Below are 13,641 nucleotides of genomic sequence, written 5' to 3' on the forward strand. Positions count from 1 at the left end.
CATCTCTATTTCATCAAGGAAATATAGAATCCTCACTAGGCTCTTCCTCTGTTGATGATTTTTTAGGGATATCTATGGGAGCAACAGTACTACTTTCAATTGCTTTTGTATCTTCTGTTGTAGTTTCAGCTTCTGTTACAGTTTCTACATCTGTCGCTTCTGGACTAGGTGTCAACAAATCATCTAACCAGCTATCTGCGTTCCCTTCTCCATTAGGGACATCGGGAGTATTCGGCAATGGATTCCCAGGCAACCAAGTATCACCTGGCTCAACTGTCCCATCTTTGCTATCACTTTCAACTTTATCGAAATGAATATCGTAGACAGTATCTTCCAAAATAGGTGTATCCCATGCTACATTTGGAATAACAGGTTTTGTATAATCTCGTTTATAACCTGTATCACTCTTCAAAGATGGCGGAAAAATTCCAGCTTGGTTTAGTGTTAACCCTTTTCTAACAAGGTAAACAACTGTTTTACTAGTTCCCAAATGGGTCTGAAGTTGACCGCCTTCACCTGCTCGAAATGCGAGGGCTACATAATTCTTTGGATCATACCAATAGTAATTTGGATGTCTACTTGGGTCATTGATGTCCGTTGGATTATCCGTATTATTAGCAATGTAAGGTCCTATACGAGGAGCCGTTGTCCCAAATGCTGCCAAGCTCGTTGTGGCACTAACATAATCTGTATCTTTTTCTCCACCAGTAATAACTGTCCTAAACTCAATGAACTCATAATCTTTGCTTGGAACCGGTTCTGGTACAACAAGCCCCTGCTCCTTAGCTTGTTTCCAAGTTAAGTCAGATTTCACAAAGTATATGAACCCTGCTCGAATCTCACCATTTAATTTTAAACGACCATTGGCTATCGCACTATATTTAACAGGTACATAGTCTGATAAATCGATATTTGAAACATCATCACTTGGAGTGTAAATATTTTTGGTTGGCTTACGATAAACATTATCAAAATCAGCATAAAAACTTTGATGTTCTCTTGCCATCTTGCCAGACTTTGGCAAAGTAGCATTCCAACCATTAAAGACACGTCCCTTTTGTTGAAGGGTCTGCGGATAGGCGATATTCAAATCCTCCCAATTTAAATCTTTACGAACCAAATAATAAACTCTCTTCGTTTTTTTACCATTAACGACAAAATCACCAAAATCACTATTTGTACTGAATGTTACTAGAATGAAATTTTTAATATCCTGAAGACCTTCCGGATGATACTTTTGATGGACACCATTACGTGTTAAATTTTCTGTCGAACCTTCTGTATAAAAAGGTCCATATACTGATTGTTTCTCAATAGCAAGATTTACCGTTTCGGTCTTAACATCACGCTCAGGATCATCTGGCAAACTAGGATCAATTTTATAAACGTGCGCATGGTCCCCATGGCGTACACTCATATAGTTCCCATCAATTGTAATATCCTCACGTTTTACTTTAAAACGCTCCATGTACTGTTTAATGAGACGTTCTTTTCTCTGTTCAAGAGTTTCTCCATCCTTTTGTTTAAGAATACGATCTTCCGGACTTTCAAACGGCTTCGTTATATCAATTTCCTTTAATAAAACAATATGTGTGTGATCTCCATGCGGATACTCTAATCCAATTTGACCGTCAACAATGACTTTCTTAAGACGTGATGGCTCTAAATTCAGTTCTTTTGCTAAGTAGTCCAATTTCGTTTGATACTCAGTATTTTCTACCTCAGGTTGTGACTTCTTATCCGATTCAACATTTGGTTTATACTGATTCACAAGATAAGACCATTTACTCCTTTTCAATGTTTCAAAATGAATAAGATGCAAATGTTTCCCATGCCTTACTAGAATCCCGGTTTCCGTTACACCGCTGATATTTTGCCCATCAAACAAGAAACCATCACTCGTTTGAAAATCAATCCCCGGAATCCCTTCCTGTTGGTGAACGATAGGAACAGTTGGCGATTGACGACTATCAGAGGTCAATTGTCTGTGTGTCGTGCCACCTAAGCTTGATTTTAAAATATAGTGATAATGATCCCCATGCCGAACAGTATAGCCATTGGCATCCTCTGCGACAATATCTTTAGGATCAAAAACGTATTCATCTTCGGTCTGTTTCGAGCCTGACGATAATTGACTTCTCTTAGGTTGAGAAGAATGATTTTTTTCTTGATAGTTTTCAGGAATTAAATAAGCCCATTTTGTATTCTTTAAATCTGAATAAAAGAAAAAGTGCTTATGATCGCCATGATTGACAATAATTCCTAAATCAGTTTTTTCCTCAATTTGTGACTCATCAGTGAGTAAAAAACCATCATCCGTCGCCTTATCAATCCCTGGAACTTCCTTTTTCGAATCTGAAGGAATCTCTTTTGATTGCTTTGATTGCGATGTTTCTATGCTTGTTGTTTTTTGATGGTTCGATTGCTCTCTATAGTTAGACGCTTGATAAGTAACCAATGCTACAGCACAAATAAGCGATACTCCTGCTACATAAAGCAAAGTCTTACCTTGTTTCATATCTATGTTTCTCTCCTTATTTACCATTATTATATTACCGACATGATAAATGTAATCAACTATTGTAAAATAGCATCACCACATCCACTTATTATAGTCTTTTAGTTTACTTTTATTACTAGCTTCAAAGGTTCGGGGAACCTTTGAAGGTCGGAAATGAAACAAACGAAGTTTGTGTCAACAGCCACAGGCATAACTCAATGCTTTCTTATTTCTAGGCATTGACTTGAAACAGTCCCCCAGACTGTTTCAATCAGGCAAGGCGAGTTCAAACACTCCAGTGGAGTGTTTGAAGTTGGAAATAAGGAAACAAAGTTTCCTCATTCGTCGAAGTAATAAAAGAAAAACTAAATGACGAGAAAGTTAAAAACCGTCGATTTATTTACTAGTTAAGTATATCACCCATATCGAAATTTAGCAAGTGGTGAGCTACTTTCCAAAAATAAAGAACCTGGTTCATCACTACCAAGTTCTTTAGATTTTTATACTTATTTAGCAAGTTTTGCTTTAGCAGCATCTGCAAGAGCAGTGAAAGCTGCTGCATCGTTTACTGCCAAATCAGCAAGCATTTTGCGGTTTACTTCGATTTCAGCCAATTTCAAACCGTGCATCAATTGTGAGTATGACAAACCGTTCATACGAGCAGCCGCGTTGATACGAGTAATCCACAATTTACGGAAATCACGTTTTTTCTGACGGCGGTCACGGTATGCATAGTAGTAAGAGTTCATGACTTGTTCTTTCGCAGTGCGGAACAAGAGATGTTTAGCTCCGTAGTAACCTTTAGCTAATTTTAAAATACGTTTACGGCGTTTACGAGAAACAACGCCACCTTTAACACGTGCCATTTAATTTTCCTCCAAATAATCTAAATTCTAGTAGTCGGCTTATTTCAAACCTGTAAGCATTGATTTGATACGCTTGAAGTCACCAGCATGTACCATACCTGCTTTACGAAGGTGACGACGTTGTTTTTTAGTTTTACCGTGGAAACGGTGTGAAGTATAAGCGCGGAAGCGTTTCAATCCACCAGAACCTGTACGTTTGAAACGTTTAGCTGATGCGCGGTGAGTTTTTTGTTTTGGCATGTTAATTCTCCTTTTGCTTAAAAAGCTTATTTTTTATCTGAAGCTGGGGCCAATTGCATAAACATTTGACGTCCGTCCATCTTAGCGCGTTGTTCGATAATGGCAATATCTTGGGTTGCTTCAGCGAACTCAGCTAATACTTTCGCTCCAACTTCTTTGTGGGTAATCATACGACCCTTGAAACGGATCGAAACCTTAACCTTATTTCCTTTTTCAAGGAATTTACGGGCATGACGAAGTTTTGTCTCGAAGTCCCCTTTATCAATAACTGGACTTAGACGCACTTCTTTTACAGTGACAACACTTTGTTTTTTGCGTTGTTCTTTCTGTTTCTTCTGATATTCAAATTTGAACTTACCGTAGTCCATAATTTTCGCTACTGGTGGTTTAGCTTGGGGTTGAATCAATACTAAATCCACGTTGGCGCTATCAGCAATGGCCTGAGCCTCATTGAGTGGTTTGATTCCCAACTGTTCACCCTCAAGACCGATAAGACGAACTTCACGCACTCGAATTTCATCATTGATGAACAAATCTTGCTTTGCTATGGCTTTTCACCTCATTTTGTATTTTTCGAGAAAAACGAAACGGACTTGCTAAACAAGTCCGCACTACACCATTATTCTTTCCGAAGAAATCTTAATCCGTAGAGCCAGACAACGTTAGTCGCAAGGCGAGAAGTTCTCACTTCTGCTTTTCTCAATACGACTATTCTAACATGTCTAAAACTACTTGTCAAGAATTTCTTTCGCTTTTTCTGAAATAAATTGAACAACACCTTCTATGGATACTCCTGTTGTATCAAAGGTAATGGCATCATCTGCTGCCTTTAAAGGAGAAACTTCTCGATTGGAATCTTTATAGTCACGAGCCGCAATCTCCTCTTTCAAGGATTCCAAGTCTGTCTCGATGCCACGTTCCGTATTTTCCTTAAATCGACGAAGGGCACGCTCTTCAACAGAGGCAACAAGGAATATTTTGAGTTCTGCTTGTGGCAACACAACCGTACCAATATCACGACCATCCATGACAATACCACCAGCTTGCGCAATGTCCTGTTGCAGGCGGACCAATTCTTCCCGTACTAGAGGAAGCGCTGCTACCGCTGATACATTATTTGTTACTTGATTATCTCGAATAGGCAAAGTAACATCTTCATCACCGACAAAAACAAGTTGCTGACCGTTTTCATCACGCCCAAATCGAATGGGATACTGGGCAAGCAAGTCCACGATTCGTTTTTGATCTGTGACCTCTACACCGTTTGTCAAGGCTAGATAGGTAGCCGAGCGATACATAGCTCCTGTATCTAAGTAAGTGTATCCAAAATTTTTAGCAATAATTTTAGCAACCGTTGACTTTCCACTTGAAGCTGGACCGTCAATTGCAATTTGAATTGATTTCATAACTCCTCTTTATCTAATACGAACTACATCCCCAGGATGCGCAATCCAAGACCCTGTTGTCATTTTCTCTGGATTCAAACGCTCTAGCTCTGCAATTGAAATCCCGCCACGAGCAGCCAGTTGTCCTACACCTTCACCTGCTTGAACAGTAAGGGTAGAGCCATCCGTTGCTTCCGCTGGGCTAGAACTTGTTTCTGTCGTGTCAGTCGAAATAGATTCTTGTGACTCAGCAGCCGATGAAGAGCTCTCTACTACGACTGTTGTAGTGCTTGGGGTATAAAATTCTTTTGTTGAATCTGTTTTACTACCGCCACCGATTGAGAGATAGACAGCCATAATTCCAATAATCAGTACGATAACAAAGAAAATAATTGCCAAAACTGTAAATACTGTTGTATTCGCTACCCCCTTACTCAGACGTTCTTTACGACTAGTTGTTTCTGTGTGGTAAACTTCTTCATTCCATGGCTCTTGTGACATTATTGAGAAAACTCCTTGTATTTTTATTAAAATATGATTACAATACTAATATGAAAGTAAAACTTATTCCTGAACGGTGCATTGCTTGCGGGCTCTGCCAAACCTACTCATCTCTGTTTGATTATGATGACAATGGTATCGTTGTTTTTTCAGACGACTCACAATTAGAGAAAACAATTGAACCCAATCCAGATATTCTTAAAGCCATCAAATCATGCCCTACAAAAGCCATTTCAGCGGATTGATTTGGCTTTTTTTGTATAATACTCTTCAAAATAATCCTGTTTTATTAAATGGTCTATTAATTCAATTTTACCCTTGAAGCAACTATGAATAGCTAAATGGTTAATAAAGTATTTTTTTGTCCATTTACGCATATAATACATCCGTCCGTTGGGAAACTCTTTTGCAAATATACGAATGGCTAAATAAGAAACTTCAATTTTTTCTATGGTAGCAATTTCAATTTTCTGCACTGCAAAAGGATTAGCCGAAGCAATCCGTAAATGCTCATCTTTTATCTCGAAATAGCGATGTAAGCCGAGCACTACTAATACAGCAAAGAGTGAGACAAGTAGAATAAATAATCTTGAAACTTGCAACTTCTCCAATAAAAGTGCCATACCAATAAAAATAGGTGTGAAGGTAAGTGACCAGTATATGATGGCCCATGATAAATCCGGTTGCCAATGGTAACGAATTTTACCAAAAATTTTGATCATATCGGACCTCCATCTATTATTCTAGCACAAAAAAAGAGATTTTCCTATGAAAACCTCTATCTTTTGAAATTTTTTATTACATTTACATGACAATGTTGAATGTTTTGTAAAATTTCTGAAATGTTTTTGAAATATTTTGAGTAGGAATTGGTGGGAACACAATGATCAACAACCAAAATATTTTAGTCATTCGTCTCTTGACTCTTAACATAGTAACTCAGGAGAAACTTGGCAATAAACTTTGGCCAGAACAACAAATACATTTCATAGTCTTCTTTTGTACGAATATTGTTTTCAATGCTATTTGTCGTCTCAGATTCTTCATGAATGCGATGATACATCAAACTCTCATCTACAAAGGTAAAGCTACCATTTTTTTGTGCAATCTGATACCAAGCAAACCAATCAAGAGAAACTTTCATTGCTTCATTAAACTTGAAATCATTCAGTTTCTTCAAATTATAGGTCACAGCTGGACAAGAAATTGGATTACCAAAGGCTAAAACCCTATTCCGCCAAAACTTCCATTTGGGAAACATGGCCATTGTCCGTAACATGAGTTGCTTGATTTTCAAGTTTGAAGTTAAGGGAATAGCCACACCTTCCTTAACTTCCTGATAATCTGAATAAGCAATCAACGTTTCCTCTGTCATCTGAGACATTATTTTTTCACAATAGTCTGGTAAATAAATATCATCTTGATGAGCAATTGTAGCATAAGGGGTTGTTACAAAAGAGAGTGCTAAATTCCAATCTTTTCCAATACCTCCTCCTTGTGCGGTATGCATTACGATTGCATTCTTTTGGCAAATTTGTTCTATATATTCACTCGGAGTACTAGTGTATAGGATGAGTTGTGATTGAAGTGTTTGCTGCTTTAACGAATGGATGCATTCTTCTAGATACTTACTGTCTCCATAAGCACAGATAACAAATGTATGGTTATTCTGCATGATGCTCCTCCAACTCAGAGATTCTTTTTTTAGCCATTGATACTTCTTGAATTAAATTTTTAATCTGCTGCTTTTGTTGAGATAAAGCCATACTATGCAAAAATCCAATCACCAAGAGAACAAAAATTGCCACAGATAACAAGAAATTGGAAGTCAGACCAAACCCGAATAAATAAGCCAATTTAATAGGAATAACATCAAAGAGTGCAAAAACAATCAGTCCGAAGCCAATAACAATCCACATAAAGGCATGTTCGAATAAAATCTTATTTTTATTAATATTCCTAAAAATAAAATACAAAAAACCTAGTGAGGCAAGAAACATAGCTAATGCTTGTATAGTCATTATTCCCCCTCCTTCATAAGCGAAGCAATCAAAATAGATGAGCAAACTTCTACCATGTAGCGGATGGACTTAAATGGAGTAATCGAAGAAACCCCTCCTGCTCTCTCAAACATATTAGCAGGTGCTTCTACTACTTGGAAATTTTGCTTTAGTAAATGAACAGTTGATTCTGGTTCCGGATATTTCGTAGGGTATCGTCTGGCGAATTGAGCAATTACTTTTCTATTTCCCAAACGATAACCAGATGTTGTATCCCAAATGCGTTTTCCAGTTGTTATTTTTATCATATTTGAAATAACACCTATTCCAAATCTTCTCATAAAACTGGTTTGGAATTCTGACAAGGTTTCACCAACAAAGCGTGAGCCAATCACCATATCAGCTTGACCAACTAAGATTGGCTGAATTAAGCTATTTAAGGAACGAATGTCATGTTGACCATCACCATCAAATTGAACTGCTACGTCATAGTCATTATCCAAGGCATATTTATATCCTGTTTGAACAGCTCCGCCAATACCCAAGTTTTGTACCAAGTGAATTGCATTTAATTTATTGTTTATCAAAATTTCTTTCGTGCGATCTGTTGAGCCATCATTAATGACAACATAATCCAATTGGAAATTCACACTATTTCTATAATCTATAATTCCCTGAACAGTTTGAAGGATACTTTCTTCTTCATTGTAGGCAGGAATAATCATTAATACTTTCATTTTTTCTCTCTAAAACTAGAATTCTATATAACTTTTCAGATTCTACTACTCATTTGAAGAAACTGTAATATACATATTTTAGCATAGCTATCCTATTATTCATTAAAGTCGAAGTTTATGTCTGATTTTTGTCGCGATATTGCTGATCAATCTTGCATAACGCTCCAATCTTGTTGGATGCATATTTAAAGTCAGTAACTCTTTTATGTGACTTAAATTTGTATTTTGGTGTCCAGTATATTCTAAGTGGTTGATGCCGTTCAGTATTTCTTTATAGGCAACCTCCGGTGTATATAGAGTACGTAAACGTTCCACATCAAGCCGAGCCCTATCTGAAAAATCCCTAAAGGATTCAAGCACTTGCTCTAACTTAGTCACCAAGTCTTCTATATCGCCCAATTTATAAATTTGACCTGCTGAGAATATTTCAAATGCCGTCAAATGTCCTAAATTATCTGATAGAATTACTGGAAGCCCTCTTAAGATTGCTTCAACATAGACTAAGCCAAAAGTTTCCATAGATGAGGGGAAAACACAGATATCTCTATCAGTTACTTCTTCCCAAGGATTATCTAAGTTACCTAAAAATTTAACATTTTTCTGTAATTTATTTTCATGGATATATTCATCACAAATAGCTTTGTATTTACTATCCCATCCTCCAATAAAAACCAATTCAATATCTAATCTATTTAGTGTCTTATATGCTTTTATAAGTTCTAATTGATTTTTTCCTTCTGTTAATCGACCAACAGAAACAATTCTAACTTGGTTGCCTTTTTTTAAATCTTTTGTTTCTTGCTCAGTATAAGAAATAAACGGATGGACTTTCTTATTAAATAGTGGTGTTAAAAAATTATTTAACTCTCCAGTCACACTAAATAATTCTGAAGAATACTCTTCTATGAAGTCAATTTTATCAGCATAATAAGCAAACTCATTTTTAGGGAATTCATGAATTAGCCAAAAATGGGGAACCTTTTGACATGAGGCAGCAATTGCTCCCTGAAAAACATTAACAGTATTTGAAATAACCAAGTCTATCTCATTTTGCTCAATAATTTCAGCTATGTCTTGAACATTCTGGCGATAGTAGCTTGTAGCCTCTTCTCTATTAAGGATTTCTCCACCTGGTGCATCCGGCCACCACCACTTGACAGTTGGTAAATAGTAATTCTTAACCCCTATCATTTTATAAAGTTGCTCATGCTTATCTTGTGGTTCCCCTCCTATTGCATGGGTAACATTTATAACTGTGTGTCCCAGTTGAATAAGGTACTTCATTAGATAATAAACAGACTTCTCCGCACCATTATCCATACTAGTTGTAGGAGAAATAAACAAAATACGTTTCATTAGACTAACTCTTCTTTCAAAAAATCATTAATTCTATTTGCTGTAGTGCAATGATTCATTACAAATTCAAAAGCATTTTCTGCTATTTGTTCTCTCAGGTCTTGTTCAAGAATCAATCTCTCCAATTTACTTTCCCATTCGTTATCATCTGCTAGAACTCCAGTCACTCCATCTTGAATCATTTCTTCAAATGCTCCAAGATTACTTGCAACTGTCACAACTTTAACTGCTGCCGCTTCTATCCATTTAATTTCCGACTTTGCTTCATTAAAGGTTGTGGTTACAAGCGGCGCCAAGTTAATATCAACTTGTGAAATTAAAATTGGAAGCTTTCTCCAATCAACATACTCATGACTCACAATCTGTTTTTTGAATTTTTGGAATGGTTTAGGAATGTCTAAATATCCTACTATATGTAATTCCACTTGCGGGTACTTTTGAAGCAGATGTAGCAATGCTTGACTAATTAAATCAAAATTTTCGTTGTGTGTAATTGACCCTGAGAAATATCCTATTTTGACTTTATTGTCGTTCGAATTTTTCTTAACTTGTAAACTACGCTCAACTAATTCTTTAGACATGACGTTGCGATTCAAGATAACCTTGTTTTTATATTGTTCAAGCTCGTCTTTCAATTTCGAAGTCGATGTGATAGCATAATCGCAGAGAGAAAGCATTTTTTTGTAAGCTAAGACACTTGTATCATAACCTTTTTTCTCTCTCTTGCTCAAGCCTTGGGTAAATTCAAGTTCATCTGTAAATTTTGTATCAAAAACCAAATCATCAATATCAAAATAAACTGGTCTGTTCTTTATGTGTGCCGCCCTACATATTTCTTTCAGCATATCATTGAATGGAGCACGATAAATAATAATATGACTAGCAAACTGTGCATCCTGAAGTTGTACAAGAGAATTATTTATCACTCGAACTGTATAACCAAGTTCTCGCAATTGCTCAGCCTTATTTAACACACGATAACGTGTACATTGTGGAATAATATTTTCGACACCATCAATAATCAAAATATAAGATTGATTTTCTCTAGTTTTAAAATCTTCTAATATAGAAGACACCACTTCAATCGGATAATCTGTTTCCTTAGCAATATACTCCATCAAATCCGGAATCTCAGATTCTCTTTCTAAACCATGCCAAAAATATTGTTCTCTGTCATAATTTCTAAAGGCCGAATACTTAACTAATGGACAACCTTGCTTTAATAATTTAAGCGGATGAATATACAATGCACTATCTTTCGTGTCTTTAATCAATGCATCATACTTAAAGCCTCGATCATAAAAATATTTTGCAAACACAGTTTCATGTTTTCCAATTGCCTTATTACGAGAATCCGTGTCAGAGAGCTTTTCCCAATAATCATAAAAACCTTCATATCTTAGCAAACTATTTTCAACAACAACAAAATATGATTGTAAGTGCTTAGGAATTTTACCATAAGGGTTATAACCTGTAAAGTCTAGCTGCTCCTCACCCATAGAAATTCCCCAAAAGTCTAACTGATCGGAATTAAACTCAGAGAAAACCTCTTCCAAATCTCTAAAAGGACCAATATTCGTATCATTAACCAAGATGAGCTGATTATATTGTTGTAACGCCTCTTTTCCAGTATGTATTATCCCGTGTCGGAAAGCCGCAACATCATACCCCTCATTTTCTCTTTCCACAACCTTACCATATTGTGCTAAACGATTTATATCAGCCTGTGGAAGTTTACCATTTACAACAATTAAAACATCTCGAGAAATTTTAGCCAATGCCTCTAAAAAAATTACTTTATAGTCCTGTAAAGACGATTGATGTTCATAAATTGTGTAAATCAAGTAACGATTTTTGATATCTGAATAATTATTTCTACGTTGCTTATCACGTTGCAAAGCTAGTATAGTTCGCTTTATATATTTTGGAATGCTCCAGAAAAACTTTGCAATATTTTTGGTAAGCTCTAATATATAAAACAATAGCTTGTATTTACCTGATAAGATAAATAATCGCGTTGTGAAATTTCTAATCCACCTTTTCACAGTGTTACCAATCACTTTCTATTATTATCTACTTTTATAAATTTTCAAAAGTTTGTTTTGAATAAATGTTGATACATATATCCCCAGAACTCTGGTCATTAAACCTGAGATTCTAAACGAAACAAGTTCTACCCTATGTGAATATTTCAGCAAATATCTAAATTTTTTCACAAACATTTTTATATCAGAATTATTCAGATATGGAAATACAAATGGCAAGATGGAAATATAAGAATTTGATAAATAAATCAAAAGTGCTTCTTGTTTCTCATTCGATAGTTGTTTAAAATTCTTTAAATTTTCTTCAATTCCTCTAAAGGCATGATAGACTTTTTTTTGTGTAATTTTGTTAGTAAAACTTCCATCTCTATTTTGTCTATACATATAATTAGAATTTTCAATGACACAACAACAAGTTATTATTTTTAATAGGTCTGCACACCAAATACCATCTTCGTACATTAACCCGTCTGGAAACATCAAAGAATCTGCAAATAGTTCTCTGCGGACACACTTGTTCCAAACAGGAGCAATCAATGCGCCTGTTTCTACAAGTAGAACAGAATCAGTAATAATTTCATGTCTAGGTAATTTTTGAGGGAAATCACGAACTCTTATATCAGCATTACCATACCAGTATGAAAATGGATAAATTACTGCATCTACCACTTCCTCGTGAGAATGTAGTTCATCATTGATTTCATCTAAAAAATGCACATCAGTCCAAAAATCATCACCATCTAGGAATAAAATATAATCACCACTAGCATTTTTTATTCCTGTATTTCTCGCAATTGATTGCCCACCATTAGACTGATGAAATACCTTCACCCTATCATCTTTAGCTGCTAATTTATCGCATATATTGGAGGTTATACCATCTGTAGAACCGTCATCTACCAACAATATTTCAAATTCTTCATAAGTCTGATTCAGTACACTATACACACATTCTTCCAGATAATCAGCAACATTGTACGCTGGGATAATAACGGAAAACTTCACACCTAGACTCCTTTTTGTAATCTAATTTTCCTATATTTCATGAATACAGGAATTAAGACTGTAATAATTTTATAGCGCAACATAGGAAAAGGCTTCATAACCATGTTAAAAAGATTAAAGCAGAAAAAGTAAAGCTGCCAACCACTCTCAAATTGAGTACCTCTCCATGGCGTCTGATTTAATGCAGAAACATAGTCCTCTCTAAATCGATGTTTATTTCCGATTCTCCATGGACGTTCTTCGCCTAAAAAATGAACAATACGTGGTTGCTTACGAATTTTTACAAATTCTTCTTTTGAAATAAACGTTGAAGGCCTACTTAATTTTTCCAATGTACGATATGGATAAACATCAAAAATATTAAAATAATTATAAGTGATTGAGAGTGTTTTTATCTCTTCTTTCAACGCTCCATTCAGTGCATCTTGATCATTAGCAAAAAGCTCTCCATTTTTTTCTTTATAATAATCAAAAATAATTGTTCCTATACTTTTTGAACGCCACCGTTTCAAATCGATTAGAAGAACTCCCGCATTATGATATGTATACGTACCCAAATTTAAGCCTTCTCTTCTCTCAGACGAAGCTGTCGGTTCTGGGCACATTCCAAGGACTTTCCCCTCCAAATCTACTTCCCATAGCTCCCGAATATTTTCTAAAACTAAAGTATCTCCATCTAAATAGATGATTCTATCAACTTCTTCGGGCAGTAATTTATCTACAAGTAATCTTGCAAGTACAACCGAAGCCCAACCATTTGTGTCAACTTCAAAATCAAAATATGATTCCAAGTTTTCCAATTCAACGATTGTCAATTTATTTCCTCCGTCAGTAACAAATTGATGAAGGTTTTCTTTATTCTGTTGACTTATACCATCTGAGAAAAGATAAAAATGGCATGTATCGTCTTCGTTTAATGTTCGCATGATTGAGCCCATACAAGCTGCAACTTGCGGGACAAAAGCATCATTCAATGTAAATAATATATTCACGTTTCCCTCTTCCA

Annotated in this window: 15 protein-coding genes and 1 other annotated feature; of the genes, 1 reads left to right on the plus strand and 14 read right to left on the minus strand. The window is 35.8% G+C overall.

Annotated features, from left to right (window positions below; all coding sequences use genetic code 11):
- Window positions 1-13 precede the first annotated feature (13 nt).
- The 6 genes from ODU39_RS04200 to ODU39_RS04225 all read right to left on the minus strand — a co-directional run bounded on the left by ODU39_RS04200 (window position 14) and on the right by ODU39_RS04225 (window position 5,492).
- Window positions 14-2,518: a pneumococcal-type histidine triad protein gene (locus ODU39_RS04200; protein WP_398579960.1), complete on the minus strand. Its 2,505-nt coding sequence runs from the start codon at window positions 2,516-2,518 to the stop codon at window positions 14-16.
- 488 nt (window positions 2,519-3,006) lie between these two features.
- Complete coding sequence (gene rplT, locus ODU39_RS04205; protein ID WP_012028296.1) at window positions 3,007-3,366, minus strand: 50S ribosomal protein L20; 360 nt, start codon at window positions 3,364-3,366, stop codon at window positions 3,007-3,009.
- 39 nt (window positions 3,367-3,405) lie between these two features.
- Window positions 3,406-3,606: a 50S ribosomal protein L35 gene (rpmI, locus tag ODU39_RS04210; protein ID WP_012027223.1), complete on the minus strand. Its 201-nt coding sequence runs from the start codon at window positions 3,604-3,606 to the stop codon at window positions 3,406-3,408.
- Between the two features lie 26 nt (window positions 3,607-3,632).
- A complete protein-coding gene (infC, locus tag ODU39_RS04215) occupies window positions 3,633-4,139 on the minus strand; it encodes a translation initiation factor IF-3 (RefSeq protein WP_002940606.1) in 507 nt (168 codons plus the stop codon).
- Between the two features lie 40 nt (window positions 4,140-4,179).
- Window positions 4,180-4,308: a sequence feature (ribosomal protein L20 leader region), on the minus strand.
- Window positions 4,309-4,334: 26 nt separating this feature from the next.
- A complete protein-coding gene (gene cmk, locus ODU39_RS04220) occupies window positions 4,335-5,012 on the minus strand; it encodes a (d)CMP kinase (RefSeq protein WP_105202489.1) in 678 nt (225 codons plus the stop codon).
- A 9-nt stretch (window positions 5,013-5,021) separates the two neighbouring features.
- The gene (locus tag ODU39_RS04225; protein ID WP_398579961.1) at window positions 5,022-5,492 is read right to left on the minus strand and encodes an SAG1386/EF1546 family surface-associated protein; all 471 of its coding nucleotides are present in this window, start codon (window positions 5,490-5,492) and stop codon (window positions 5,022-5,024) included.
- Window positions 5,493-5,542: 50 nt separating this feature from the next.
- Between ODU39_RS04225 and ODU39_RS04230 the strand changes: the two genes are divergently transcribed.
- Window positions 5,543-5,737: a ferredoxin gene (locus ODU39_RS04230; RefSeq protein ID WP_044671351.1), complete on the plus strand. Its 195-nt coding sequence runs from the start codon at window positions 5,543-5,545 to the stop codon at window positions 5,735-5,737.
- Here ODU39_RS04230 and ODU39_RS04235 read toward each other — a convergent pair.
- The 8 genes from ODU39_RS04235 to ODU39_RS04270 all read right to left on the minus strand — a co-directional run bounded on the left by ODU39_RS04235 (window position 5,726) and on the right by ODU39_RS04270 (window position 13,627).
- Window positions 5,726-6,214 carry an EbsA family protein gene (locus ODU39_RS04235; RefSeq protein ID WP_012027226.1) on the minus strand — a complete coding sequence of 163 codons (489 nt, stop codon included), beginning with the start codon at window positions 6,212-6,214 and terminating at the stop codon, window positions 5,726-5,728. The two genes, ODU39_RS04230 and ODU39_RS04235, sit on opposite strands and share 12 nt — an antisense overlap.
- A 182-nt stretch (window positions 6,215-6,396) precedes the next feature.
- Window positions 6,397-7,167 (minus strand): glycosyltransferase, encoded by a 771-nt coding sequence (locus tag ODU39_RS04240; protein ID WP_105248560.1) that lies wholly within the window; start codon window positions 7,165-7,167, stop codon window positions 6,397-6,399.
- Window positions 7,157-7,513, minus strand: coding sequence for a DUF2304 domain-containing protein (locus tag ODU39_RS04245; protein ID WP_002937073.1), 357 nt, complete (start codon window positions 7,511-7,513; stop codon window positions 7,157-7,159). The genes ODU39_RS04240 and ODU39_RS04245 overlap by 11 nt, the downstream gene beginning before the upstream one ends.
- Window positions 7,513-8,229 (minus strand): glycosyltransferase family 2 protein, encoded by a 717-nt coding sequence (locus tag ODU39_RS04250; protein ID WP_136646856.1) that lies wholly within the window; start codon window positions 8,227-8,229, stop codon window positions 7,513-7,515. Before ODU39_RS04250 ends, ODU39_RS04245 begins: the two co-directional genes overlap by 1 nt.
- Before the next feature lie 102 nt (window positions 8,230-8,331).
- On the minus strand, window positions 8,332-9,585 hold the full coding sequence (locus ODU39_RS04255; RefSeq protein WP_398579962.1) for a glycosyltransferase family 4 protein: 1,254 nt from the start codon (window positions 9,583-9,585) through the stop codon (window positions 8,332-8,334).
- Window positions 9,585-11,645 carry a rhamnan synthesis F family protein gene (locus ODU39_RS04260; RefSeq protein ID WP_174853658.1) on the minus strand — a complete coding sequence of 687 codons (2,061 nt, stop codon included), beginning with the start codon at window positions 11,643-11,645 and terminating at the stop codon, window positions 9,585-9,587. The genes ODU39_RS04255 and ODU39_RS04260 overlap by 1 nt, the downstream gene beginning before the upstream one ends.
- 9 nt (window positions 11,646-11,654) lie before the next feature.
- Window positions 11,655-12,635, minus strand: coding sequence for a glycosyltransferase family 2 protein (locus ODU39_RS04265; RefSeq protein ID WP_024415527.1), 981 nt, complete (start codon window positions 12,633-12,635; stop codon window positions 11,655-11,657).
- A gap of 2 nt (window positions 12,636-12,637) precedes the next feature.
- The gene (locus ODU39_RS04270; RefSeq protein WP_105159175.1) at window positions 12,638-13,627 is read right to left on the minus strand and encodes a glycosyltransferase family 8 protein; all 990 of its coding nucleotides are present in this window, start codon (window positions 13,625-13,627) and stop codon (window positions 12,638-12,640) included.
- Between the last annotated feature and the right edge of the window lie 14 nt (window positions 13,628-13,641).

The organism is Streptococcus sp. 2021WUSS126 (assembly GCF_044427255.1).
Taxonomy (GTDB): domain Bacteria; phylum Bacillota; class Bacilli; order Lactobacillales; family Streptococcaceae; genus Streptococcus; species Streptococcus hashimotonensis.

Coding starts and splice junctions, on each gene's coding strand:
- ODU39_RS04235 (WP_012027226.1), bottom strand. CDS start 6,214: ATGATCAAAATTTTTGGTAAAATTCGTTACCATTGGCAACCGGATTTA.
- rplT (WP_012028296.1), bottom strand. CDS start 3,366: ATGGCACGTGTTAAAGGTGGCGTTGTTTCTCGTAAACGCCGTAAACGT.
- rpmI (WP_012027223.1), bottom strand. CDS start 3,606: ATGCCAAAACAAAAAACTCACCGCGCATCAGCTAAACGTTTCAAACGT.
- ODU39_RS04250 (WP_136646856.1), bottom strand. CDS start 8,229: ATGAAAGTATTAATGATTATTCCTGCCTACAATGAAGAAGAAAGTATC.
- ODU39_RS04255 (WP_398579962.1), bottom strand. CDS start 9,585: ATGAAACGTATTTTGTTTATTTCTCCTACAACTAGTATGGATAATGGT.
- ODU39_RS04240 (WP_105248560.1), bottom strand. CDS start 7,167: ATGCAGAATAACCATACATTTGTTATCTGTGCTTATGGAGACAGTAAG.
- ODU39_RS04200 (WP_398579960.1), bottom strand. CDS start 2,518: ATGAAACAAGGTAAGACTTTGCTTTATGTAGCAGGAGTATCGCTTATT.
- ODU39_RS04230 (WP_044671351.1), top strand. CDS start 5,543: ATGAAAGTAAAACTTATTCCTGAACGGTGCATTGCTTGCGGGCTCTGC.
- ODU39_RS04245 (WP_002937073.1), bottom strand. CDS start 7,513: ATGACTATACAAGCATTAGCTATGTTTCTTGCCTCACTAGGTTTTTTG.
- cmk (WP_105202489.1), bottom strand. CDS start 5,012: ATGAAATCAATTCAAATTGCAATTGACGGTCCAGCTTCAAGTGGAAAG.
- ODU39_RS04225 (WP_398579961.1), bottom strand. CDS start 5,492: ATGTCACAAGAGCCATGGAATGAAGAAGTTTACCACACAGAAACAACT.